Origin of the sequence: Streptomyces sp. NPDC004435 (assembly GCF_042873895.1) — a bacterium.
Taxonomy (GTDB): domain Bacteria; phylum Actinomycetota; class Actinomycetes; order Streptomycetales; family Streptomycetaceae; genus Streptomyces.
Window position 1 is genome coordinate 126,488 of the sequence record NZ_JBIAMB010000010.1, and the last position, 21,658, is coordinate 148,145.

General features: G+C 72.4%; 24 protein-coding genes, 1 pseudogene and 1 riboswitch. Of the genes and pseudogenes, 9 read left to right on the forward strand and 16 right to left on the reverse strand.

Going from position 1 to position 21,658, the window contains the following annotated elements; genetic code table 11:
* Positions 1–276: 276 nt before the first annotated feature.
* Positions 277–1,017, forward strand: coding sequence for a GntR family transcriptional regulator (locus ACFYT9_RS19795; RefSeq protein ID WP_376606221.1), 741 nt, complete (start codon positions 277–279; stop codon positions 1,015–1,017).
* A gap of 150 nt (positions 1,018–1,167) precedes the next feature.
* Here ACFYT9_RS19795 and ACFYT9_RS19800 read toward each other — a convergent pair whose 3' ends face one another.
* Positions 1,168–2,325: an ROK family transcriptional regulator gene (locus ACFYT9_RS19800; protein WP_376603710.1), complete on the reverse strand. Its 1,158-nt coding sequence runs from the start codon at positions 2,323–2,325 to the stop codon at positions 1,168–1,170.
* Positions 2,326–2,548: 223 nt separating this feature from the next.
* Here ACFYT9_RS19800 and ACFYT9_RS19805 point away from each other — a divergent pair, with 223 nt between their 5' ends.
* Positions 2,549–2,986 carry a hypothetical protein gene (locus tag ACFYT9_RS19805; RefSeq protein WP_389165516.1) on the forward strand — a complete coding sequence of 146 codons (438 nt, stop codon included), beginning with the start codon at positions 2,549–2,551 and terminating at the stop codon, positions 2,984–2,986.
* 48 nt (positions 2,987–3,034) lie between these two features.
* Here the strand turns inward: ACFYT9_RS19805 and mug are convergent, their stop codons facing one another.
* From mug to ACFYT9_RS19820, 3 genes are all read right to left on the reverse strand, one after another.
* Positions 3,035–3,601: a G/U mismatch-specific DNA glycosylase gene (mug, locus tag ACFYT9_RS19810; RefSeq protein WP_389165519.1), complete on the reverse strand. Its 567-nt coding sequence runs from the start codon at positions 3,599–3,601 to the stop codon at positions 3,035–3,037.
* Between the two features lie 62 nt (positions 3,602–3,663).
* Positions 3,664–5,106, reverse strand: coding sequence for an adenylosuccinate lyase (gene purB, locus ACFYT9_RS19815; RefSeq protein ID WP_389165522.1), 1,443 nt, complete (start codon positions 5,104–5,106; stop codon positions 3,664–3,666).
* Positions 5,107–5,205: 99 nt separating this feature from the next.
* Complete coding sequence (locus ACFYT9_RS19820) at positions 5,206–5,988, reverse strand: SGNH/GDSL hydrolase family protein (RefSeq protein ID WP_389165525.1); 783 nt, start codon at positions 5,986–5,988, stop codon at positions 5,206–5,208.
* A gap of 64 nt (positions 5,989–6,052) precedes the next feature.
* On the opposite strand from ACFYT9_RS19820, the gene ACFYT9_RS19825 reads away from it, so the two are divergent.
* Positions 6,053–7,072: a maleylpyruvate isomerase N-terminal domain-containing protein gene (locus tag ACFYT9_RS19825; RefSeq protein WP_389165527.1), complete on the forward strand. Its 1,020-nt coding sequence runs from the start codon at positions 6,053–6,055 to the stop codon at positions 7,070–7,072.
* 188 nt (positions 7,073–7,260) lie between these two features.
* Here ACFYT9_RS19825 and ACFYT9_RS19830 read toward each other — a convergent pair whose 3' ends face one another.
* The 7 genes from ACFYT9_RS19830 to bioB all read right to left on the reverse strand — a co-directional run bounded on the left by ACFYT9_RS19830 (position 7,261) and on the right by bioB (position 14,147).
* Positions 7,261–8,280: a hemolysin family protein gene (locus ACFYT9_RS19830; RefSeq protein ID WP_389165528.1), complete on the reverse strand. Its 1,020-nt coding sequence runs from the start codon at positions 8,278–8,280 to the stop codon at positions 7,261–7,263.
* Positions 8,277–9,617 (reverse strand): hemolysin family protein, encoded by a 1,341-nt coding sequence (locus ACFYT9_RS19835; RefSeq protein ID WP_389165530.1) that lies wholly within the window; start codon positions 9,615–9,617, stop codon positions 8,277–8,279. The genes ACFYT9_RS19830 and ACFYT9_RS19835 overlap by 4 nt, the downstream gene beginning before the upstream one ends.
* A gap of 209 nt (positions 9,618–9,826) precedes the next feature.
* Positions 9,827–10,258 (reverse strand): GNAT family N-acetyltransferase, encoded by a 432-nt coding sequence (locus ACFYT9_RS19840; RefSeq protein WP_389165533.1) that lies wholly within the window; start codon positions 10,256–10,258, stop codon positions 9,827–9,829.
* An 87-nt stretch (positions 10,259–10,345) separates the two neighbouring features.
* Entirely contained in the window at positions 10,346–10,690 is a 345-nt protein-coding gene (locus tag ACFYT9_RS19845; RefSeq protein WP_376600919.1) for a VOC family protein, read from the reverse strand.
* A gap of 86 nt (positions 10,691–10,776) precedes the next feature.
* Positions 10,777–11,493 (reverse strand): dethiobiotin synthase, encoded by a 717-nt coding sequence (gene bioD, locus ACFYT9_RS19850; protein WP_389165536.1) that lies wholly within the window; start codon positions 11,491–11,493, stop codon positions 10,777–10,779.
* 68 nt (positions 11,494–11,561) lie between these two features.
* Positions 11,562–12,842: an adenosylmethionine--8-amino-7-oxononanoate transaminase gene (locus ACFYT9_RS19855; RefSeq protein ID WP_376600923.1), complete on the reverse strand. Its 1,281-nt coding sequence runs from the start codon at positions 12,840–12,842 to the stop codon at positions 11,562–11,564.
* 9 nt (positions 12,843–12,851) lie between these two features.
* On the reverse strand, positions 12,852–14,147 hold the full coding sequence (gene bioB, locus ACFYT9_RS19860) for a biotin synthase BioB (RefSeq protein WP_387270198.1): 1,296 nt from the start codon (positions 14,145–14,147) through the stop codon (positions 12,852–12,854).
* A 205-nt stretch (positions 14,148–14,352) separates the two neighbouring features.
* Between bioB and ACFYT9_RS19865 the strand changes: the two genes are divergently transcribed.
* Both ACFYT9_RS19865 and ACFYT9_RS19870 read left to right on the forward strand, forming a co-directional pair.
* The gene (locus tag ACFYT9_RS19865) at positions 14,353–15,540 is read left to right on the forward strand and encodes an 8-amino-7-oxononanoate synthase (RefSeq protein WP_389165541.1); all 1,188 of its coding nucleotides are present in this window, start codon (positions 14,353–14,355) and stop codon (positions 15,538–15,540) included.
* Between the two features lie 200 nt (positions 15,541–15,740).
* Entirely contained in the window at positions 15,741–16,178 is a 438-nt protein-coding gene (locus ACFYT9_RS19870; protein WP_376600927.1) for an ATP-binding protein, read from the forward strand.
* A gap of 18 nt (positions 16,179–16,196) precedes the next feature.
* Here the strand turns inward: ACFYT9_RS19870 and ACFYT9_RS19875 are convergent, their stop codons facing one another.
* The 4 genes from ACFYT9_RS19875 to ACFYT9_RS19890 form a co-directional block, all read right to left on the reverse strand.
* Positions 16,197–16,376, reverse strand: a complete 180-nt coding sequence (locus ACFYT9_RS19875) for a hypothetical protein (RefSeq protein WP_389165544.1) — start codon at positions 16,374–16,376, stop codon at positions 16,197–16,199.
* A gap of 132 nt (positions 16,377–16,508) precedes the next feature.
* Entirely contained in the window at positions 16,509–16,985 is a 477-nt protein-coding gene (locus ACFYT9_RS19880) for a C40 family peptidase (protein WP_387270202.1), read from the reverse strand.
* A 3-nt stretch (positions 16,986–16,988) separates the two neighbouring features.
* Positions 16,989–17,195: riboswitch (cyclic di-AMP (ydaO/yuaA leader) on the reverse strand.
* Between the two features lie 314 nt (positions 17,196–17,509).
* Positions 17,510–17,815: a hypothetical protein gene (locus ACFYT9_RS19885; RefSeq protein ID WP_389165547.1), complete on the reverse strand. Its 306-nt coding sequence runs from the start codon at positions 17,813–17,815 to the stop codon at positions 17,510–17,512.
* A gap of 7 nt (positions 17,816–17,822) precedes the next feature.
* Positions 17,823–18,446 carry an ATP-dependent Clp protease proteolytic subunit gene (locus ACFYT9_RS19890; protein WP_389165549.1) on the reverse strand — a complete coding sequence of 208 codons (624 nt, stop codon included), beginning with the start codon at positions 18,444–18,446 and terminating at the stop codon, positions 17,823–17,825.
* A gap of 58 nt (positions 18,447–18,504) precedes the next feature.
* Between ACFYT9_RS19890 and ACFYT9_RS19895 the strand changes: the two genes are divergently transcribed.
* Positions 18,505–18,804 carry a type II toxin-antitoxin system Phd/YefM family antitoxin gene (locus ACFYT9_RS19895; RefSeq protein ID WP_389165552.1) on the forward strand — a complete coding sequence of 100 codons (300 nt, stop codon included), beginning with the start codon at positions 18,505–18,507 and terminating at the stop codon, positions 18,802–18,804.
* Between the two features lie 142 nt (positions 18,805–18,946).
* Here ACFYT9_RS19895 and ACFYT9_RS19900 read toward each other — a convergent pair whose 3' ends face one another.
* Positions 18,947–19,963, reverse strand: coding sequence for an ABC transporter permease (locus ACFYT9_RS19900; RefSeq protein ID WP_389165555.1), 1,017 nt, complete (start codon positions 19,961–19,963; stop codon positions 18,947–18,949).
* A 190-nt stretch (positions 19,964–20,153) separates the two neighbouring features.
* On the opposite strand from ACFYT9_RS19900, the gene ACFYT9_RS19905 reads away from it, so the two are divergent.
* From ACFYT9_RS19905 to ACFYT9_RS19915, 3 genes and pseudogenes are all read left to right on the forward strand, one after another.
* Positions 20,154–20,786: a TetR/AcrR family transcriptional regulator gene (locus ACFYT9_RS19905; protein WP_389165557.1), complete on the forward strand. Its 633-nt coding sequence runs from the start codon at positions 20,154–20,156 to the stop codon at positions 20,784–20,786.
* 162 nt (positions 20,787–20,948) lie between these two features.
* A complete protein-coding gene (locus ACFYT9_RS19910) occupies positions 20,949–21,251 on the forward strand; it encodes an urease subunit gamma (protein WP_376603278.1) in 303 nt (100 codons plus the stop codon).
* A 15-nt stretch (positions 21,252–21,266) separates the two neighbouring features.
* Positions 21,267–21,572: pseudogene (locus tag ACFYT9_RS19915) on the forward strand (urease subunit beta); the annotation flags it as partial.
* Positions 21,573–21,658 lie beyond the last annotated feature (86 nt).

Sequence of the window (21,658 nt, forward strand, 5' to 3'; positions counted from 1 at the left end):
TCCCCGATTCCCTATCCCTTCATCGCCGGAGCTCCGACCACCCCAGAAGCCCCGCCCACCGGACCAGTGGGCGGGGCTTCTGGCTGCGCGCTGCTCACGGGGGTGCGAACGTCCTGTGAACGATCAAGGTCAGAGGGTCACATTTCCGGACGTTCGACGGAGGATTGGTCTTGACCAAGGGGGTGGCTCGCCTTATGGTCGCAGAGTTAGTGCAGGAACCTTTAATAAACAAGGGCGCGGAAACGCCGCGGGACACGGCGAATTGCGGAGGACAGGGTGGGGACCACGCAGCTGGAATCGGTCCAGGAACCGAAGTACCAGCACCTCAAGACGGTGATCGGCGAAGCTCTCGACTCCGACTTCGCGGTCGGTGAGATCCTGCCCAACGAGCGCGAGCTCGCGGCCCGCTTCGGCGTCGCTCGGGCCACGCTCCGCCAGGCTCTGGAGCAGCTGGAGCTGGAAGGACGCCTCCAGCGTCGGCGCGGCGTCGGTACGACGGTCGCGCCCCCGCGCGTCGGCGTCGACGTCTCGACCACGCAGCACGCATGGCCCGGTGTCGGTGACGACGCCTGGCAGGCCCAGGACTCCGTCCTCGGCACGGCGCCCGCCGCCGTCGCCCGCCTGCTGGACACCCCGGCCGGCGAGGACGTGCACGTGGTCCGCCGGGTGCGGCTCAGCCAGGGCCAGGCCGTCGCCGCGGAGCTGCTGTACGTGCCCGCGGGCTCGGTCGCCGGCCTCGCCGCGATCGACGCTCCCGCCGGACCCACGCGTGCGCGTGCCGTGCTGCGCGAGCTCCAGCATCTTGCCCTCGACGGCCAGGACCGTTCGGTGGAGCTGGGCTCCGCGCGCGCGGAGGACGCCAAGGAACTGGACCGCCTGCCGGGTTCGCCGGTGCTCGTCGTGACGACCCGCTACCTTTCGGGCGGTCGTACCGCGGCAGTCTCCGTCGCCACGTACCGCGCCGACACCTGCCGCCTCACCTTCGGCGACTCCGCCGACCTGGCCATGGCCTCCTGACCCACCCACCCGCAGCGCGCGGCCCTTTAACCCCGTCGCCGTGCAGCTGAGCAACAACGAGGACCCGGCCTTCCCAGGCCGGGTCCTCGTTGTCTCGGCCACCTCCGGAACCCGCCGACGGCGATTCCGTACGGGCTCGCGCCGCGCGGTCTAGCGCCGGGCCGTCACGCTGCCCTCGACCGCGAACAGCTGCTCCTCGACGTGGTCGAGCGCGAGCCGCAGCGCACCCGTGCCGACGGCGGCCTCGCCGAGCAGCGACAGCACCACACGCGGCGGCCGGAGGCAGAACCGCGCCAGCTCCTCGCGGAGCGGCTGCAGCACCCCGTCCAGACCGGCCGCCCAGCCGCCGACCACCACCAGCTCGGGATCGAGCGCCAGGACGAGGGCGCCGACGTCGTGGACCAAGCGCTGGATGAACCGCTCGACGGCCGCCTCGGCCCGCGCGTCACCCTTCCTCGCCAGCGTGAAGACCTCCGCCACCGCCTGCTCGTCGAGCGGATGCAGCGGTTCGTCGGTCGTCGACAGCAGGTGCTCCGGAGTCACTCCGCGCCCCAGCAGGTGCAGGGCGCCGATCTCGCCCGCCGCGCCGCCGTAACCGCGGTGCAGACGGCCGCCGATCAGCGAGCCCGCCCCGGGGCTCAGCCCGGCGAGGACGAAGACGATGTCGTCGGAGTCGGTCGCGGCGCCCTTCCAGTGCTCGGCGACGGCCGCGGCGTTGGCGTCGTTTTCCACGATCACCGGGCAGCGGAAGGAGCGGCGCAGCCGCTCGCCGAGCGCCAGGCCCGTCCAGCCGGGCAGTGCGGTGCCGAGCCGCACCGTGCCGTCGGCCTCCACGATGCCGGGGGTGCCGACACCGACGGCCCGCAGGTTCGACCGGGGCACGCCGGCCCGGCGCAGGACGTCGGCGACGACCGTACGTACCTTGTCCAGACGCTCGTCCTCGGGCGCCGTCTCCGACACCTCGCGCGCGCCCGCGCTGATGATGCGGCCGTCGAGGCCGGAGAGGAGCGCGGCGACGCGGTGCGGGCCGATCTCGATACCGAGCAGATGCCCGGCCTCGGCGCGGAAGCGGAACCGCCGGGCGGGCCGGCCCTGCCGCCGGGCCTCTCCCTCCTCGGGCGCGGTCTCGACGACGAGACCGCCTTCGATGAGTCCTTCGACGACGCCCTCGACGGTGGGCCGGGACAGCCCGGTGATCCGGGTCAGGTCCGTGAGTGTGCGCGCGTCGGAACCGCGCAGCGCATGGAGTACCACCGCGGAATTGATCCGCCGCAGCAGCGACGGATCCCCGCCGGTCAGCCTCCCCACCGTGTGTCCTCCCAGCTAGTGCCCGTCTCAGCGGATCGTACTCAATGGTTCCGGAAGCGGCGAGGGCCGCCCCCAGGACGTGTCCGCGCCGTGTCCGCCCCGAGACCCGAGGCCGCTCCGACATCCTCGGCAGCGACGGGACGCGCGGCGGCCCGAGAGTGCGTTGCGGTCGCTGCGGACTGACGTGGCGCCAACTGTCAGTGCCGGGCGGTTTACTGGGCACATGACCACGACACGCCTCCTGGCGGACCTCGACTTACTGCGGTCGAGGGAGTTCCCGGCAGGTCCGGAGCGCTCCGGCCACGTCGACAGCGGGCCCGGGTTCCATGTCGCCGCGCTCGCCACCAGCGAGGAGTTCTGGGAGGACGGCGGGAGCCTCCGGGAGCTCGTCGGAGACCAGTACGAAGCCGAGCGGGACGGGCTGGCCGCCGTGCTCGCCGCGCGCTGGGGCGAACCGGACCGGATGAGCCTGTGGCCGCTGCAGGACCGCTGCACGGAGGGTGAGCGTCTGCCGGAGCCCTGGTCCCACCTGAGCGCGCACGTGCCGGACCTCATGCTCTGGCGTGTGGACGCCCGATGGATCGGACTCGGCGTCTCACAGTGGGACGCGGAGCTGCCGTTCCAACTCCTCGTCGTCATCACGGACGTGGATCCGCCGTAGCCGTAGCCGTAGCTGAGGCCTCAGGCCTGAGGCCTCAGGCCCGAGCCCTCAGCCGGGGCCGGGGCCGAAGTCGGAGCTCGGCGTCGGGTCGCCCCCGGAGTGAGGCTGGGTGCCCGGCTCCGCGGACGGCAGGCCGGCGGCCTCCCGGAGGCGGGCGTACTCCTCCGCCATCGTCTCCGCAGTCCAGTGCGCGTTGAGCCCGCTCGGATTGGGCAGCGCCCAGATCCGGGTCGTGCCGATCGTCCGTTCCTGCGGCCCGATCGCCGCCTTCGGTTCCCCGAAGGCCGTGCGGTACGCGGTCACGCCGACGACCGCGAGCCAGCGGGGCTTCAGCCGCAGGACCTTCGCGGTGAGGATCCGGCCGCCCTCGACGTACTCCTCGCGGCTCAGTTCGTCGGCGCGCGCGGTCGGCCGGGCGGCGACGTTCGTGATGCCGAGGCCGTACGAGAGCAGCTCGTCCTGCTCGTCGGGGCGCAGCAGGCGCGGGGTGAAGCCGGCGAGGTGTAGCACCGGCCAGAACCGGTTGCCGGGGCGGGCGAAGTGGTGGCCGGTCGCCGCGGTCATCAGGCCCGGGTTGATCCCGCAGAACAGAACGGCGAGGCCGCCCTCGGCCACGTCGGGGACGACGCGGTCGCGGGCGGCCTCCAGTTCCTCACGGGTGAACCGGCGGGTCCGGGTCAGAGGATCGCCCCGGGGGCGTAGGCAGCGGCCTCCGGGTGCTGCTTGACGAGCTCATCGATCCGGGACACCACGGTGGCGACCTGGTCGGCGGCGGCGCCGGTGAAGGAGAGCTTGTCCGCCATCAGCTCGTCGAGCTGCGCGCGGTCCAGCGGGATGCGGTCGTCGGCTGCGAGCTTATCGAGCAGCTCGTTGCGCTCGACGCCCTGCTCACGCATGGCGAGGGCGGAGGCGACGGCGTTCTCCTTGATCGCCTCGTGGGCGAGCTCGCGGCCCACGCCGGCGCGGACCGAGGCCATGAGGACCTTGGTGGTCGCGAGGAAGGGGAGGTAGCGGTCGAGCTCACGGGCGACGACGGCAGGGAAGGCACCGAACTCGTCGAGCACGGTGAGGAAGGTCTCCAGCAGGCCGTCGAGCGCGAAGAACGCGTCCGGCAGGGCCACGCGGCGGACCACGGAGCAGGACACGTCGCCCTCGTTCCACTGATCGCCGGCCAGCTCGCCGGTCATCGAGGCGTAGCCGCGCAGGATGACCATGAGGCCGTTGACGCGCTCGCAGGAGCGGGTGTTCATCTTGTGCGGCATCGCGGAGGAGCCGACCTGGCCGGGCTTGAAGCCCTCGGTGACGAGCTCGTGGCCGGCCATCAGGCGGATCGTCTTGGCGATCGAGGACGGGCCGGCGGCGAGCTGCACGAGCGCGGTGACCACGTCGTAGTCGAGCGAGCGCGGGTAGACCTGGCCGACCGAGGTGAAGGCGTGCGCGAAGCCGAGGTGGCCGGCGATCCGCTGCTCCAGGTCGGCGAGCTTGCCCGCGTCGCCGCCGAGCAGGTCGAGCATGTCCTGGGCGGTGCCGACCGGGCCCTTGATGCCGCGCAGCGGGTAACGGCCGAGCAGCTCCTCCAGGCGCGCGTACGCCACGAGCAGCTCGTCCGCGGTGGTCGCGAAGCGCTTGCCGAGGGTGGTGGCCTGGGCGGCGACGTTGTGCGAGCGCCCAGCCATGACCAGCTCGCCGTACTCGGCGGACAGCTTGCCGAGACGGGCGAGGACGGCGACCGTACGGTCCCGGACCAGCTCCAGGGAGAGGCGGATCTGGAGCTGCTCGACGTTCTCCGTGAGGTCGCGGGAGGTCATGCCCTTGTGCACGTGCTCATGGCCGGCAAGGGCGTTGAACTCCTCGATACGTGCCTTCACGTCGTGCCGGGTGACCTTCTCGCGCTCGGCGATGGAGCCGAGGTCGACCTGGTCGAGGACGCGCTCGTAGTCGGCGATCGCCGCGTCCGGAACCTCGATCCCGAGGTCCTTCTGGGCACGCAGCACGGCGAGCCACAGCTGGCGCTCCAGCTTCACCTTCTGCTCGGGGGACCAGAGGACGGCGAGCTCCGCGGAGGCGTAGCGGCCGGCCAGGACGTTGGGGATACGGGGCTTCACAGTCGCAGCAGTCACGGGTCCAGAGTTTACTGGTGATTTCTGCAGGCCAGCGCCGTGGTCCAGGCTGGAGCTTGCTACGAGACGCAGCTCACGCGTCCGGTGGCGGCGACCAGCTCAGACCTCGGACCCGCTCTCGTACGGCAGCAGGTCGGGCCGCTTCGGCGGGCGGCCGTCGCCGGACGAGCGCCCGGTGAGCCGGCGACCGATCCACGGGCCGAGGTGCTCCCTGGCGAACCGGGCGTCCGCTGTGCGGCGCGCCACCCAGCCGGGCCGTACGGAGGCGGGGAGCGGGGTCCGCCAGTCGTCCTCGGCGGTGAGACCCAGGGTCTGCCACACGGCCTCGGCCACCCGGCGGTGGCCGTCGGCCGTGAGGTGCAGCCGGTCCACGTCCCAGATGCGGGGGTCGGCCAGGACGGGCGCGCCGTACAGGTCGACGACGAGGGCGCCGTGCCGGGCGGCGAGCTCGTCGATGTGGGCGAAGAGCTCCTCCATCCGGGGGCGGAAACGGTCCAGCACCGGACCGTTCCGGCCGGGGCTCCGCATCAGGACGAGCTGCCCGCAGGCAGGTGTGAGGTGTTCCACGGCCTGGGTCAGGAGGTCCTTCACACGGACCATGTCGACCTTGGGGCGGAGCGTGTCGTTGAGGCCGCCGACGAGGGTGACCACATCGGCCTTCATCTCGGCGGCCAGGGGCACTTGCTCCTCGATGATCTGTCCGATGAGCTTCCCCCGGACGGCGAGGTTCGCGTAGCGGAAGCCCGGCGTGCGGGCCGCGAACCGGCCCGCGAGGACGTCCGCCCAACCCCGGTAGGACCCGTCGGGCCTCAGGTCCGACATACCCTCGGTGAAGCTGTCCCCGACGGCGACAAGACTGTTGTACGTGGCATTGATCTCCATGGCGGAGCCGATCATACCGTGCGGTATGCGCGAGTGCCGTGGAGAACCCGGGAGGGGAAACCCGATGAGCGACGCGCTCCTGAACGCCCTGGCCGAGGCGCTGGCCGGGCTGGTGACCGCGGTCGAGACCAGCGACGAGGACACCCTCGACCCCGACACGGCGGTGAAGTGGCTGGAGGAAACCGCCCACGTGTTCTCCGGGCTCGGCCGGACCGACCGCAGCACCCTCGACGGCCTCTTCCGCGCCGCCGCGCTGCGGCAGCCGCCGGGCGCCCGGCGCGACGAGCTGCTCAAGGTCCCCGGGGGCTTCTGGCTCGCCGAGGACGCCCACCTCGCCGTCGTCGATGCCGTCGCCGAGCGGGCGGGCCGCTACGCGGACACCATCAGGGACGCCAATCCCGCGACGCCCGTGCCGACCTGCCCGGGCTGGACGCTCGCCGACCTGACCCGCCACCTCGGCACCGTCCACGGCTGGGCCGCGCACCTCGTGACCGCGCGCCCCGCCACTCGCGTCCGCGCCGGCGACCTGGGCCTCGAACCGCCCGCCGACCCGTCCGCGTACCCGGGCTGGTTCACCGCCCGCGCGGAGGGGTTCGCCGCTGCCGCGCGCGCCGCCGACCCGGACGCGCCGGTGTGGTCGCCGGGAGCCGACCCGTCCGTGCGCCACTACCCGCGCCACGTTCTGGCCGAGACGGTCGTCCACCTCGCCGACGCCGAGATCGCGCTCACCGGCGCGGCCCGGCCGCTCGACCCCCGTACGGCCGCTGACGCGCTCGACCACTTCCTCACCACTGCCCCCTACGTGCCGTGGATCGCCGAACCGCTCGCCCACCTCGACCGCGACGGCGCGGTCCTGCGTCTGGCCGCGCGCGACAGCGGCGCCGTCTGGACGCTCGTCCTCGGCGGGGGAGGCTTCGCCTGGAGCCGGGGGAGCGACGGCACCGAGCCGACCGCGAGCGTGACGGCGGACGCGGGCGAACTCCTCCTTCTGCTCCACCGCCGCTACACGGCCGACGACCCCCGCTTCACTCTCACCGGTGACCGGGACCTCCTCGACGACTGGCTCGCGGCCGGCGCGCTCTGACACCGCACGCGAAACGGCGACGGAACAGCGGGCCGGCGCGGCGCTTCGCGGCGTCAACCGAACGCACGGTGTCACCCGTCGCCGGAATGCGGCCATGTCGCAGGAGGAACGACAGCGGGAAGGGCCCCGGGATCCGAGATCCCGGGGCCCTTCTTGTGCATGTGCCAAACGCCGAGGCGGGCGTCGCGTCACGACGCCGCCGGGCGCCCCACCAGCTCGCGGAGGACGTCCTCCATCGTCACGAGGCCGGCCAGCTTGCCGTCCTCGTCGAGCACGGCGGCCAGATGCGTACGGCTGCGGCGCATCGCCGTCAGCACGTCGTCCATCGGTGTGGCCGCCCGCACCCGGGCGATCGGCCGCAGCGCCGACACCGGGAACGGCAGGTCGCGCGGTGTGATGTCCAGGGCGTCCTTCACATGGAGGTAGCCCAGGATCCGGCGGTCGGAGTCCACCACGGGGAACCGGGAGAAGCCCGACACGGCGGACAGCGCCTCCAGCTCTTCCGGAGTGGTGCCCACCTGCGCGTACATCACCTTCTCCACCGGCATGACCACATCCCGCACCGGGCGGCGGCCCAGCTCCAGGGCATCGTGCAGACGCTCGGTCGCGCGGTCGTCGAGCAGACCGGCGTCACTCGCGTCGGTGACCATCCGCGCCAGCTCGTCGTCCGAGAACGTCGCCGACACCTCGTCCTTCGTCTCCACGCGCAGCAGCTTCAGCAGCGCGTTCGCGAAGGCGTTGATGGTGAAGATGACCGGCCGCAGCGCGCGGGCCAGGGCCACCAGCGGCGGGCCGAGGATCAGCGCGCTCTTGGTGGGTTCGGCGAGCGCGATGTTCTTCGGGACCATCTCGCCGAGCAGCATGTGCAGATAGGTGGCCACGGTCAGCGCGATCACGAACGAGATCGGGTGGACCAGGCCGTGCGGCACACCGACGGCGTCGAAGACGGGCTCCAGCAGGTGCGCGATGGCCGGCTCGGCCACGATGCCGAGCACCAGGGTGCACAGCGTGATGCCGAGCTGTGCCGCCGCGAGCAGTGCGGAGACGTGTTCCAGACCCCAGACGACGCTGCGGGCCCGCCGGTCGCCGGCCTCGGCCAGCGGCTCGATCTGGCTGCGCCGGACCGAGATGAGGGCGAACTCGGCGCCGACGAAGAAGGCGTTCACGACCAGTGTCAGCAGGCCGATCAGCAACTGGATCGCGATCATCGGCGCGTCTCCCCGGTCTCGTCCTCGTCCTGGGGGAGCGGCGCGTGCATCAGTACGCGCGCGGCGCGGCGCCCGGAGGCGTCGACGACGTCGAGGCGCCATCCGCCCAGTTCCACGCTGTCGCCGACGGCGGGGATCCGGCCGAGGTCCGTCGCGAGGACACCGGCGAGGGTCTCGTACGGTCCGTCCGGCACCTTCAGACCGATGCGTTCCAACTGGTCGGTACGAGCGGCTCCGTCGGCCGACCACAGTACGCGGCCGTCCTCGTCCTCGCCCGCGTTCGCCAGGTCGGGGGTCTCGTGCGGGTCGTGCTCGTCGCGCACCTCGCCGACGACCTCCTCGACGATGTCCTCCAGGGTCGCGACGCCGGCCGTGCCGCCGTACTCGTCGATGACGACGGCCATCGTCTGCCTGCCGGCGAGCCGGTCGAGCAGCTTGTCCACCGTCAGCGTCTCGGGCACGAGCAGCGGCTCGCGCGCGATGTCGCCGACGCGGCGCAGCCGCCGCGCGTCGGCGGGTATGGCCAGTACGTCCTTGATGTGGGCGATGCCCACGACCGTGTCGAGGTTGCCCCGGTAGACGGGGAAGCGGGAGAGGCCGGTGGCGCGCGTGGCGTTCGCGACGTCCTCGGCGGTGGCCTGCACCTCCAGCGCGGTCACCTGGACGCGCGGCGTCATCACGTTCTCGGCCGTGAGCTCCGCGAGGTTCAGTGTGCGAACGAACAATTCCGCCGTGTCCGCCTCCAGGGCGCCCTCCTTCGCCGAGTGGCGTGCGAGCGCCACCAGCTCCTGGGGAGAACGCGCGGACGCCAGCTCCTCCGCGGGCTCCATGCCCAGGCGGCGCAGGATCCGGTTGGCGGTGTTGTTGAGGTGGCTGATCAGCGGCTTGAAGGCGGCCGTGAACACGCGCTGGGGCGTCGCCACGACCTTCGCGACAGCGAGGGGCGAGGAGATCGCCCAGTTCTTGGGAACCAGCTCGCCGACCACCATGAGGACCACGGTGGACACGGCGGTGCCCAGGACCAGGGCGACCGAGGAGGCCACCGTCGGGGAGAGGCCGAGTGCCTCGACCGGGCCCTTGATCAGTTTGGAGATGGAGGGCTCGGAGAGCATGCCGACGACCAGGTTGGTGACGGTGATGCCGAGCTGCGCGCCGGAGAGCTGGAACGTGAGCGACTTGACGGCTTTGAGCGCGCCGGCCGCGCCGCGCTCTCCGCGCTCGACGGCCGCTTCGAGCTCGCCCCGTTCGACGGTGGTCAGCGAGAACTCCGCCGCCACGAACGCGCCGCACGCGAGGGAGAGCAGGAGGGCCACCAGGAGCAGAAGCACTTCGGTCATCGGTTCACCTCCGTCCCATGATCAGTCAGCGGGATGCGGAGCGCGCGATGTCGGTCGCCGGAATCGGAACCGGTGCTTTCGGTGAGAGAGGCACCAGTGCTACTGGGAGGCTCGCCCATGGGCGGACGTTCACACCTTTCGGTCGTCTCGGTCGTGGAGGTGGTCTGAAGGAGATCCCATGGTAAAGGATCGGCAAAACAGCCCGCTGATCACCCCGCGAAGGGCTTCACCCAGCGGCGCCACTGGTCCTGGCGCTCGTACCCCGCCGCGCCCCAGGCATGATGCGCCCGCTCGTTCGCCTCCAGGACCATCGCGTCCACGCGGCGCCCGCCGAGTGCGGCGAAACGATCCTCCGACGCCTGCAGCAGGGCCTTGGAGAGACCGCGCCTGCGGTACGACGGGAGCACCGCGAGCCGGTAGAGAGAAGCGCGCCAGCCGTCCCAGCCGGCGATCACGGAGCCGACGATCCGGTCGCCGTCCACGGCGAGGATCAGGGCCTCGGGGTCGCGGTCGAGGAGCCGCCGCACCCCGTCGACGTCGTCGGAGATGGACGTGCCCTCGGCGGACTCCCGCCAGAAGGCGAGCACGGACTCGGCGTCGGCCGGCACGGCGGTACGGATCTGTATAGGTGTCTCGATCACGGCTCGATCCCACCACGCGGGTACGGGCGTCGCCAGCACATTCCGCACCGTGGGCAACCGCGGCAGGCGCCACCACGAACACGGGCGTCACCCGGTGACGAAGCAGAACTCGTTGCCTTCCGGATCCCGCATCACCTGGAAGGACCCCTGCTCATCGGCGACGAGCCCGCCTACGCGGACCGCGCCGCGCGGCGACCACGCGTCGGCCGCCGCCTCCGGGTCGGGCACCTCCAGGTCGAGGTGGAGCCGGTTCTTCACCGCCTTGCCCTCGGGCACGCGCTGGAACGCGACGCGGACGAACCCGGGCGGGTCCACGTACGACCAGTCGGCGCTCCGGTCGACGGGCTCCCCGCCGAGGAGCCCCGCCCAGAAACGGACCAGCGCGGCCGGATCGCCGCAGTCGAAGACGAGTTCCTGAACGTGTGCGCGCATCCCCTCACTCTACGGAGGGAGGGGACGCGCGGGAGGGTTCGGGACTCAGGGGGTGGCCCCGACGGCTTTAAGCGGCGGCCGGCGACTCAGGCCCCGGCGCCGCGCGCGAACACGGCCGCGTCCCACGTGCCGCCGAGGGCGGGCGCGAGCCAGCCGCCCGCCGCCGCGCGGAAGGCCGCCGGGTCGAGCGCGCCGGAGCCCTCCGGAACCGCTCCGAGCAGGGGCGCGCCGGCCGACTCCGGCAGATCGGCCAGATTACACAGCGCCGCGAGGTCCGGTGCCGCCGGCCAGCTGCCGACGACCACGCCGAGCTGCTCGATCCCGCGCGCCCGCAGCGCCTCCGCCGTCAGCGCGGTCGAGTTCAGCGTCCCGAGCCCGGCCGGCGCGACCACGAGGACGGGCGCGCCGAGAAGCCGTGCGGCGTCGGCGAGCGTGCCGCCGTCCTCGTCGAAGCGGACGAGCAGCCCGCCCGCGCCCTCGACGAGCACCAGGTCGTGCTCCTCGGCGAGCGCCCGGGCCGCTTCCGCGACCTGAGCGGGTCCGACGGCGGCCATGCCGGCGCGCCGGGCCGCGGTGGCCGGGGCGAGGGGTTCGGGGTAGCGGGCGAGCTCGGCGGATGCCTTGGCGCCCGAGAGCCGTACCACCTCGTCGGCGTCGCCGCGCTCCTCGGGCGCCAGGCCGGTCTGGGCGGGCTTGAGGACCGCGACCGACCGTCCGGCGGCGACGGCCGCGGCGGCGACCGCCGCCGTGACGACGGTCTTGCCGATCTCCGTCCCCGTCCCGCTGACGACGACGATGCTCATGGTGGTTCCTTTCTCTGCGCCTGTGCGGTGGTGCCCGGAGTCGTCCGGACACCACCGCACAGGCGGAATCAGCCCGCGGTCGCCGCGGCGCGCACCGCCGTACAGATCCGCGCCAGGTCGGCGTCGTCCGTCACGTACGGCGGCATCGTGTAGATGAGGTCCCGGAACGGGCGCAGCCAGACGCCCTCCCGGACGGCCGCCCGGGTCGCCGCCGCCATGTCGACCTCGTGGTCGAGCTGGACGACGCCGATCGCGCCGAGCACCCGCACGTCGCGGACGCCCGGGACGTCCTCGGTGCCGGCGAGGCCGTCGCACAATCCGCTCTCGATCCGCTTGACCTCCTGCGCCCAGTCCCGGGAGAGCAGCAGGTCGATGGAGGCACAGGCGACGGCCGAGGCCAGCGGGTTGCCCATGAACGTCGGCCCGTGCGCGAGCACCGGCACCTCGCCCTGGGAGATGCCGTCGGCCACTGTGCCGGTGCACAAGGTCGCCGCCATCGACAGATAGCCACCCGTCAACGCCTTGCCCAGGCACATCACATCGGGCGAGACCCCGGCCTGGTCCGCGGCGAAGAGCGTGCCCGTGCGGCCGAAGCCCGTGGCGATCTCGTCGAAGACGAGCAGCACGCCGTGCGCGTCGCACGCCTCGCGCAGCACCCGCAGATAGGCGGGGTCGTGGAAGCGCATGCCGCCCGCGCCCTGCACCACCGGCTCCACGATGACCGCGGCCAGCTCGTCCGCGTGCCGCGCGATCGTGGCGCGGAGCAGTTCGGCGTACGACTCCTCGTACGCGACCGGCGGCGCGTCCACGAAGACCTGCTGCTGGAGCACGCCGGACCACAGCTGGTGCATCCCGCCCTCGGGGTCGCACACCGACATCGGCTGCCAGGTGTCGCCGTGGTAGCCGCCGCGCCAGGTCAGCAGCCGCCGCTTGGCGGGGCGGCCGAGCGAACGCCAGTACTGCAGGCACATCTTGGCCGCGACCTCGACCGCGACGGAGCCGGAGTCGCTGAGGAAGACGTGCCGCAGGGGCTCGGGCGTGATCTCGACGAGCCGGGCCGCGAGACGTACCGCCGGCTCGTGGGTGAGACCGCCGAACATCACGTGGCTCATCTTGTCGAGCTGGCCGCGCGCCGCCTCGTTGAGCACCGGGTGGTTGTAGCCGTGCACAGCCGACCACCACGAGGACATGCCGTCGATCAGCTCGGTCCGTCCCTCGGCGGGCTCGGCGAGGTGCAGTCGCACACCGGAGGCCGACGACACCACCAGCGGATCCGTACGGCCCGGCATGGGACCGTACGGATGCCACACGTGCGCCCGGTCGAGGGCGAGGAGTTCGTCGTTGCGCATCGTCACCCGTTACGCGTTCGGCGCGAGGTCCGTGCCGGCCCCGCGGCGGCGCACCGCCACCAGGTCGGTCCTGGCCTCCGAGGCACCGGCGAGCACCGTGGCCGGAGCCTCGGCCGGAGGAGCCGCGAGGCCACCGCCGCACGGACCGCAACCGCCACCGGCACCGGCCGTCGCGTCCGCGCCCGCCTCGGCGTGCGAGCCGCAGCCACCCGCCGCTCCGGAACCGCAGCCGCCCGCCGACGCGTGCGAACCGCAGCCGCCGCCGGCCGCCGCGAGCGCACCTGCGGCCGCGAGCGCGTCGGCGCGGTGGGCGGGCAGCGTGGTCGTCCCCGCGCCCTCCACCTCGAAGCCGGCGTCCGCGATCATGTCGAGGTCGGCCTGGCCGGCCTGGCCCTCGCTGGTGAGGTAGTCGCCGAGGAAGATCGAGTTGGCGATGTTCAGCGCCAGCGGCTGCATCGACCGCAGGTGGACCTCGCGGCCGCCCGCGATGCGGACCTCCACGTCGGGGCAGACGAAACGGACCATGGCGAGGATCCGCAGGCAGCGCTGGGGGCTGAGGTGCCACTCCTTCGCCAGCGGCGTCCCCTCGAAGGGGATGAGGAAGTTGACCGGCACCGAGTCCGAGTCCAGCTCGCGCAGTGCGAAGACCACGTCGACCAGGTCCTCGTCGGTCTCGCCCATGCCCGCGATCAGGCCCGAGCAGGCCGAGAGGCCGGCCGCGTGCGCCTTCTGCACGGTGTCCACCCGGTCCGCGTAGGTGTGGGTGGTGGTGATCTCGCCGTACGTACCCTCGGAGGTGTTGAGGTTGTGGTTGTACGCGTCGGCGCCGGCCGTCTTCAGCCGCTCGGCCTGGCCGTCGGAGAGCAGACCGAGGCAGGCGCACACCTCGACGCCCTCGTTCTGCTCCTTGATCGCCTCGATGGTCCTGCCGACCCGCTCGACGTCCCGGTCCGTCGGGCCGCGGCCGCTCGCCACCAGACAGACCCGCTTGGCGCCACCGGCGATGCCCGCCGCGGCCGCCTGGGAAGCCTCGTCCGGCTTCAGCCAGGTGTACTTGAGGATGTCGGCCTTCGAGCCGAGCCGCTGCGAACAGTAGGAGCAGTCCTCGGGGCACAGCCCGGACTTCAGGTTGACCAGGTAGTTCAGCTTCACGCGCCGCCCGAACCACTGACGGCGCACCTTGCCGGCCGCCGCCACCACATCGAGCAGATCGTCGTCGGAGGTCGCCAGCACGGCGAGCGCTTCTTCACGGGTCGGCGACTCGCGCCGCAGCCCCTTCTCCACCAGCGTGTTCAGCAGGTCCATAAGCGCTGATCCTTGCTTACGGCACACCCCCCGGCCAAGGAGGAACTGAACAAACGACTCCGATCGAGGTGTGTGTATGACCACATCCCGACCGCGACCCGCTGCCGTTAGGGTCTGTGCGCTGCCTACAAAAGGTGTCGGCACAAAACGCCGACAGGGGCGCCGGAACCGGCGCCGACACAGGTGCCGACCGAAGGAACGCCGTATGTCCCAGGCCCAGCCGACCGAGCCGACCCGGCCCCCGCACCGCTCCGCCTTCGACTGGACAGGGGCGGAGGCCCGCCGCCGGGCCGAGGCCGGGCTGGTACGGACGCTGCGGCCGCGCCCCGCCGAGTCGAACCTGCTCGACCTGGCGGGAAACGACTACCTCGGCCTCACGCGGCACCCCGAGGTCACCGCGGCGGCCGCCGAGGCCGCCTCCCGCTGGGGCGCGGGCGCGACCGGTTCGCGTCTCGTCACCGGCACGACGCGGCTGCACACCCGGCTGGAGGAGGAACTGGCCGCGTTCTGCGGCTTCGAGGCCGCCCTCGTCTTCTCCTCCGGCTACACCGCCAACCTCGCCGCGCTCACCGCGCTGGGCGGCCCGGGCGCGCTGATCGTCTCCGACGCGGCCAACCACGCCTCGATCGTGGACGGCTGCCGGCTCGCCCGCGCGGAGGCGGCCGTGGTTCCGCACGCCGACCCCGAAGCCGTACGCAAGACGCTGGAGGCGCATCCGGGGCGGCGCGCTCTCGCCGTCAGCGACTCCGTCTTCTCCGTCGACGGCGACCGAGCACCACTGGAGGAGCTCGCCGCCGCCTGCCGTGAGCACGGCGCCGGGCTGGTCGTGGACGACGCGCACGGTTTCGGCGTGCTCGGCACGGGCGGACGCGGCGCGCTCCACGGCGCCGGGCTCGCGGGCGACGAGGACGTGGTCGCCACCCTCACCCTCTCCAAGTCGCTGGGCAGTCAGGGCGGCGCGGTCCTCGGCCCGGCCCGGGTGATCGAGCACCTGGTCAACTCGGCGCGGACGTTCATCTTCGACACCGGACTCGCACCGGCCGCCACGGGTGCGGCGCTCGCGAGCCTCCGGCTCATCGGCGCCGACCCTGGCCTCGCCGCGCGGGCGCGTACGGTCGCGACGACCCTGCACCGGACGCTCACCGAGGCGGGGTTCACCTCGGCCCGGCCGGACGCGGCCATCGTGTCGGTCCGCGCGCCGGGGCCGGAGGAGGCTCTGCGATGGGCGGCCGACTGCCGCGAACGGGGCCTGTCCGTGGGGTGTTTCCGGCCGCCGTCGGTGCCGGACGGCATCTCGCGGCTGCGGCTGACGGCCCGCGCCGACCTCACCGACGCGCAGCTCGCGCGAGCGGTCGAGACCATCGTGCGGACCGCGCCGGCCGGGGCGCGCTGACACCGTCTTCCGGACGGTTCTCCGTGGGCCATGGCCCACGGACGGTCCCAAGAGCGTTTCCGTGGCCGAGAGTTCACCGCTTCGAGCGACAGAACGGGGCATATCTCGGGAGAACGCCCCACCAGGGCCCGGGATCGGTGACAGTCTGACGCGGAGCGCGATCCGGGGCGACTGCCTCGGCGGGAAAGGGACGACTCGCCATGGCAGATCACCAGGAAGCATCCGTCACCCTGCCGAGCGAGCCCGCCGCGGTCGCCACGGCGCGGAGGTTCGTGGCGGACGTGCTCGGCCGCTGGGGTCTGGACGACGGCGAGGACGTGGCGGACTCGATCCGGCTGATGGTCTCGGAGCTCGCGACCAACGCCGTGCAACACACCTTTGGGCAATCGCCCACCTTCACCGTCGAGCTGGGGCTCGACCGCGAGGGCTTGCTGCGGATCGGAGTGACCGACAGTCACCCGCGGTTCCCGCGCCGGCTTCCCGCCGCCGTGCAGCAGGACAACGGACGCGGCATGCGGATCATCCGGGTCCTGGCGGCGGAGGCCGGTGGCCGTCTTTCGGTCACGCCGACCGTCGAGGGCGGGAAGACCGTATGGGTCACGCTGCCGTGGGCCACGGCAGCGGTCCCGGCCTGCTGACCGGCCTGACGCTTCCGCTCATTCGGAGTGCATCCTCGTCGGCGGCCATGTGCCGCCGGCGAAGTGAGGGGCCCAGTGGTACGGGTTCACCTCGATGAGCGTGCGGGCGAGCCATCGGGTCGAGTCCTCGGGATCGGGTACGCCGACCTCGACGTCCGGGCCCCAGGGCGCCAGGCGCTCACTCCGATCAAGTGTCATCGACGCATTCCAGGAAGGGCCTGTGCCGATGCACAGGGGCGCTTGCGGAGAAGCGTGGGCGGGCTCCGGCGCCCGCGGTGCGGGGTGCGGCGGCGCCACCGCACCCTGGGGACCACCGCGGGCGCCGGTGGGTCAGCGCACGCGCCCGTAGTAGACCTTCGAGGACCAGATCTTGTCGAGCTTCACCCAGGAGCCGGTCTTGGGCGAATGCCAGATCTTGCCGCCGCCGGCGTAGAGCCCGACGTGGTAGACCCTGCCGCCCGAGTGGAAGAAGACCAGGTCGCCCTTCTGTCGGCTGGAGGCGGAGATGTGCCGGGTCTTGTTGTACTGCTGCTGCGCGGTGCGGGGCAGCGACTTGCCCGCCTTCTTGTACGCGTAGAGCGTGAGCCCGGAGCAGTCGAAGCGGGTGGGTCCCGCCGAGCCGTACCGGTAGGGCGCGCCCTTCTTGGCGGCGGCGACGCCCAGTGCCTTCGTCGCGTGGGAGGTCGCTGCCTGGGCCTCGGGTGCCGCTCCGGGTGCGAGGAGCGTGCCGCCGACGGCGGCGAGGGTGAGAGCCGAGACGGCTCCCGCCCGGGACAGCAGGGACGGGACATGCATCTGCGCAGTCATGCGCAACCCTTCGTCAGCCGCCTGTGAAGGATGACCTGTCGGGTTCGGGCAGGCGAAGATGCCCGGCCGCGGCTGCGGCTTCACCCCGAGGGACGATCGCGCTGGGGATTCAGCGCGATCGACCCGTACTGCTCGGGTCCTCCACTCCTGCCGATCCAATCCTGTCGACCAGACGTCCGGGGCAGCGGCAGGACTCGGCGTCCGCCCGGACCGCCCCGCCTGGGTGGCGGGGGCTTGTCGTCGTCGAGGATCTTGACCCACAGGACGGTCGAAAACCGAGCGGAAACGGCGTTATGTGAGGCTCCTCACGACTGATCCATACGGGTGGACAAGAGGGTTTCGTGATCGTCGTAGGTTTGGCCGACGAGCCCCGTACCAGCGTCGGAATGTCCCATTCCGCCAAATGCGTACACCTGTTGCGCAACTTTCCCGCTCCGCCTGCCGGTCTCGCGACTACGCCGAACGGGGGACGGTTTCTGCGTTCCCTGTCGGCCGTCCGGGGCTCGACACGACACGGAGGAATGTCAACTCGCCCGTGATCTGGGCACGGTGACTCGGGCCGCTCGCCGCTCGCCGCCCAACACCCGCAGCGCGCAGGCCAATGTCTCGGCGTGGACCTCGCTCTCGCCCCGCATATGCATGAGCGTCAGGGCGTCGCGCAGCGCCTCGACCCGGCCGGCCAGCGCCTGCGCGGCGCGCAGGGCCCCATACGTATGCGAGGTCCTGGATGGATTGATCTTTCCCAGGAGGTCGACGACTTCGAGGTAGGCGTCGATGAACTGCCCCTCGGCGCGCGTCAGGGCGGGCAGCGGCGGGAGCTCCGGGACCATCGCGCCCTCACCCGGCGGTCGGGCCGGAGGCGGCCCGGCGGTCGCTGATGACGTGGTCGACCAGGCCGTAGGCGAGCGCGGCCGGCGCGTCGAGGACGGTCGGGCGGTCGGTGTCGGCGGCGATCCGTTCCTCGTCGTGGCCGGTGTAGGCGGAGAGCAGGCGGGTCATCACGTGGCGCAGCCGGTCCAGTTCGCGCGCCTGGAGGTCCAGGTCGGAGGGCTGGCCGGTGAACGGCTCGTCCTGCACCGGCTGCCGAAGGGTGACGCGCGCGCCGGGCAGCATCATCCGCTTGCCGGGCGTGCCCGCGGCGAGCAGCACCGCCGCCGTGGAGCCCGCCTGGCCGAGGCAGGTCGTCTCCACGTCGCTCGCGAGGCTCCGCATCGTGTCGTGGATCGCCGTCATCGCGGTCATCGAGCCGCCGGGGGAGTTGAGGTACAGCGCGATGTCCTGCCCGGGGGCGGCGTGGTCGAGGTGCAGGAGCTGGGCGATGACGTCGGTCGCGGCGACGTCGTCCACGGGTGTGCCGAGGAAGACCACCCGGTTCTCCAGGAGCTTCGCGTACGGATCGAGGGTGCGGGTGCCGTACGAGGTCCGCTCCGAGAATTCCGGCAGCACGTGGCGTGCGTACATGGGGAGCAACTCCTTCTGTAAAAAATGTACAGGACGTACAGACCGTAAGATGAGGAGCATGACCTACGAGATCCCGGTGACGCAAGCGCGGGCGGAGCTCGCCGACCTCATCAACCGCGTGGTGTACGGCGGCGAGCGCGTGGTCGTGACCCGCCACGGGAAGCCGCTCGTCGGCCTGGTGTCCGCCGCCGACCTGGAACGACTCGAGAAGCTGGAGGCCGAGACGCAGGAGACGCCCGTCGAGTCGGTGCTCCGTTCGCTGTCCGATACGGGTGTTGTCGGCGGTCTCGGTTCCGCCACAGGTGAACAGCGCCGCTTCGGCATCGCCGCCCACCATCGCGAGCCCGGCACGAGCTGACCGCCGGACCCGTCCGCTGTCCTCCCCGCTGCCTGCCCCGCCTCCGCCGCCCGTTTCGGGTGTCGGCCCGCCAACGTCATGAGAAAGCCGCGTGCCCCCGTCCGTCAGGTCGGGGGCACGCGGCCGTCAGGGTCCGGGCGGGTCAGCCCGCCGCCGGAGCTCGGACCGGGGTCTGGGGTCCGGTCGTCGTCGGCGCGGACGCCGGGACGGTCCGCCGTCGGCCGCCCAGGGCCAGCGCCGCCAGGCCGGCGGCGGCCCAGAGGGAGAGGACGAGGAGAGGGCCGCCGGCGCCGGCGCCGTCGAAGAAGGAGACGGAGCGCAGGGCCGTACCGCCCGCGCCCGGCGGGAGCCACTGGCCGATCAGGCCGATCCCGGACGGCAGGAGCTCCGGCGCCCCGGCCATGCCGGAGAAGGCGTTCCCCGCGAGGACGGTGAGCACCGCGGCGAGTCCGAAGCCGGGCTTGCCGAGCAGGGTGGCGAGTCCCGCGAAGATCGCACCGATCGCCAGCACCGTCAGGGCCAGTACTCCCGCCTCCGCCCAGAAGTTCCCGGTCAGTGCGCCGAGCCAGCCGTGCGCGAGCGCGGCGGCGGTGAGCCCCGCGAGCGCGGCGGCGCCGACGACGGTGGCGGCCGCGCGGGCACCGCGCAGCCCGAGGAGCACGGTGACCACGCCGCTGGCGGCGCCCGCGAGGGCGAGCGGGAGCAGGCTCGCGCCCAGGACGGCGCCGCGCGGATCGCCGGAGGGCAGGGCGACGACGTCGGTCACCGGCACCGTCCGGCCCTCGGCGGCGGCCGGTCCGGCGACCGCCTCGCGCAGCAGGCCCGCCACGACCGGGCCGCCGGCGGATGCGGTCAACAGTTCCGGTCCGGACGGGGTGACGACCACGGCTCCATAGACCTCCCGATTCTCTATGGCGGAGCGCGCGGAGGCGGCGTCCTCGTACCGGTGGATCTCGAAGGCTCCCTCGCGGCGGCCGAGCTCTCGGGCGACCCCGTCGGCCGCCGCGGCCGGTCCCGCCACGCCGACGGGCAGGTCGCGGGGCGCCGTGCGGGCTGCGGGCCAGGCGAAGGTCCACAGGGCGAGGGCGGCGAGGACCGGGACGAGCAGCAGTACCGCGAGGGGCTTGCGCCCCGCGGCGGGGGCGGTGGCGACGGACATGACGGCCTCGATTCGGAGGTGAGGAGGGGTGGAAGTTCGGAGGTTCGGAGATTGAAGGGTCCGGACTGGGATGCGCGGCGCAGTCGGAGGGAGGAAGTAAAGAGAAGGATCGTTCGTTTTTGCTGTGCCCCTCACTGTCCGCCGGGGTGGCGAGGTTGTCAAGAATGAATATTCGTTTTAGTTTCGGGGCATGGCCCGTGTCTCCCAGGAACACCTCGACGCCCGCCGCCGCCAGATCCTCGACGGCGCTGCCCGCTGCTTCGCCCGCAACGGCTTCCACGCCACCTCCATGCAGGACGTGCTCGCCGAGGCGGGGCTCTCCGCCGGTGCGGTCTATCGCTACTTCCGCAGCAAGGACGAGCTGATCGCCGCCATCGCGGAGGAGACCTTCGCGCGCATCCGCGGCGCCTTCGCGGAGGCCACCGGAGCGACCCCGCCGCCGACGCCGGACGTGTTGATCGCGAGGGTGCTGACGATCGTCCTGGAGGGGCGGATCGCGGGTGCCGAGCGGCAGGCGTTCGCCCGGCTGATCATCCAGGTGTGGGCCGAGACCCTCCGTGACGAGGCGCTGGCGAAGACCCTCGTCCAGGGCTTCGACGGTATGCGGGAGATCTGGACGGGGCTGGTCGACGCGTACCGCGCGAGCGGACTCGTCCCCGCCGACGTCTCCTCCGAGCACCTGGCCCGTACCCTCATCGCCACCGTCCAGGGCTTCATCGCTCAGCAGGCACTCTTCGGCGACGTGGAGATCGACGCGCTGCAGGAGGGGCTGCGAGGGCTCATGTCGATGGGAGGGTCCGCGCCCGCTTCGTCGGGCCGATGATCATGCAATCGCAAAGCGAGAGTTAACGCGCCGGAAAAACTTCCGCCCTAACGTGCAATGTCCGGCCGTCCACCGCATCTCCGCTGTTCAACAGAGTGTTGACGGTCGGTAGGGTCCGCAGCTGTCCGGGTGCGGCCCGGTGGACGACTGTGAGGTGGAAGAGTGCAACTGAGCCCGCACGAGCAGGAGCGCCTGCTCATCCATGTGGCTGCCGACGTGGCGGAGAAGCGTCGCGCGCGCGGGGTGAAGCTCAACCACCCCGAGGCCGTCGCGCTGATCACGGCGCACATCCTGGAGGGCGCCAGGGACGGGCGTACGGTGGCCGAACTCATGGCCTCCGGGCGCAAGGTGCTCACGCGCGCCGACGTCATGGACGGCATCCCCGAGATGATCCACGACGTCCAGGTCGAAGCCACGTTCCCGGACGGCACCAAGCTCGTCACCGTCCACGACCCGATCGTCTGACGGGGGCCGGCACCGATGATCCCCGGAGAGATCCTGTACGGGGACGGGCCCGTGCCCCTCAACGAGGGCCGCCCCGTCACCCGCCTCACCGTCCTGAACGCCGCCGACCGGCCCGTCCAGGTCGGCTCCCACTACCACTTCGCCGAGGTCAACCCCGGTCTCGACTTCGACCGACGGGCCGCCCGGGGCAAGCGGCTGAACATCGCCGCCGGTACCGCCGTGCGCTTCGAGCCCGGTATCCCCGTGGAGGTCGAACTCGTGCCGATCGCCGGCCACCGCATCGTCCCCGGCCTGCGCGGCGAAACCGCCGGCCCCCTCGACACCCCCGCCGACCCGCTCGCCGACCCCCTCGGCCCGGCCGAAGCCTCCGCCGCCCCGGTAAGACCGGCGGAAGCCTCCGCCGACCC

Coding starts and splice junctions, on each gene's coding strand:
- ACFYT9_RS19805 (WP_389165516.1), top strand. CDS start 2,549: ATGACCACGACACGCCTCCTGGCGGACCTCGACTTACTGCGGTCGAGG.
- ACFYT9_RS19820 (WP_389165525.1), bottom strand. CDS start 5,988: ATGGAGATCAATGCCACGTACAACAGTCTTGTCGCCGTCGGGGACAGC.
- ACFYT9_RS19825 (WP_389165527.1), top strand. CDS start 6,053: ATGAGCGACGCGCTCCTGAACGCCCTGGCCGAGGCGCTGGCCGGGCTG.
- ACFYT9_RS19830 (WP_389165528.1), bottom strand. CDS start 8,280: ATGATCGCGATCCAGTTGCTGATCGGCCTGCTGACACTGGTCGTGAAC.
- ACFYT9_RS19835 (WP_389165530.1), bottom strand. CDS start 9,617: ATGACCGAAGTGCTTCTGCTCCTGGTGGCCCTCCTGCTCTCCCTCGCG.
- ACFYT9_RS19845 (WP_376600919.1), bottom strand. CDS start 10,690: ATGCGCGCACACGTTCAGGAACTCGTCTTCGACTGCGGCGATCCGGCC.
- bioD (WP_389165536.1), bottom strand. CDS start 11,493: ATGAGCATCGTCGTCGTCAGCGGGACGGGGACGGAGATCGGCAAGACC.
- ACFYT9_RS19855 (WP_376600923.1), bottom strand. CDS start 12,842: ATGCGCAACGACGAACTCCTCGCCCTCGACCGGGCGCACGTGTGGCAT.
- bioB (WP_387270198.1), bottom strand. CDS start 14,147: ATGGACCTGCTGAACACGCTGGTGGAGAAGGGGCTGCGGCGCGAGTCG.
- ACFYT9_RS19865 (WP_389165541.1), top strand. CDS start 14,353: ATGTCCCAGGCCCAGCCGACCGAGCCGACCCGGCCCCCGCACCGCTCC.
- ACFYT9_RS19870 (WP_376600927.1), top strand. CDS start 15,741: ATGGCAGATCACCAGGAAGCATCCGTCACCCTGCCGAGCGAGCCCGCC.
- ACFYT9_RS19875 (WP_389165544.1), bottom strand. CDS start 16,376: ATGACACTTGATCGGAGTGAGCGCCTGGCGCCCTGGGGCCCGGACGTC.
- ACFYT9_RS19880 (WP_387270202.1), bottom strand. CDS start 16,985: ATGACTGCGCAGATGCATGTCCCGTCCCTGCTGTCCCGGGCGGGAGCC.
- ACFYT9_RS19885 (WP_389165547.1), bottom strand. CDS start 17,815: ATGGTCCCGGAGCTCCCGCCGCTGCCCGCCCTGACGCGCGCCGAGGGG.
- ACFYT9_RS19890 (WP_389165549.1), bottom strand. CDS start 18,446: ATGTACGCACGCCACGTGCTGCCGGAATTCTCGGAGCGGACCTCGTAC.
- ACFYT9_RS19895 (WP_389165552.1), top strand. CDS start 18,505: ATGACCTACGAGATCCCGGTGACGCAAGCGCGGGCGGAGCTCGCCGAC.
- ACFYT9_RS19900 (WP_389165555.1), bottom strand. CDS start 19,963: ATGTCCGTCGCCACCGCCCCCGCCGCGGGGCGCAAGCCCCTCGCGGTA.
- ACFYT9_RS19905 (WP_389165557.1), top strand. CDS start 20,154: ATGGCCCGTGTCTCCCAGGAACACCTCGACGCCCGCCGCCGCCAGATC.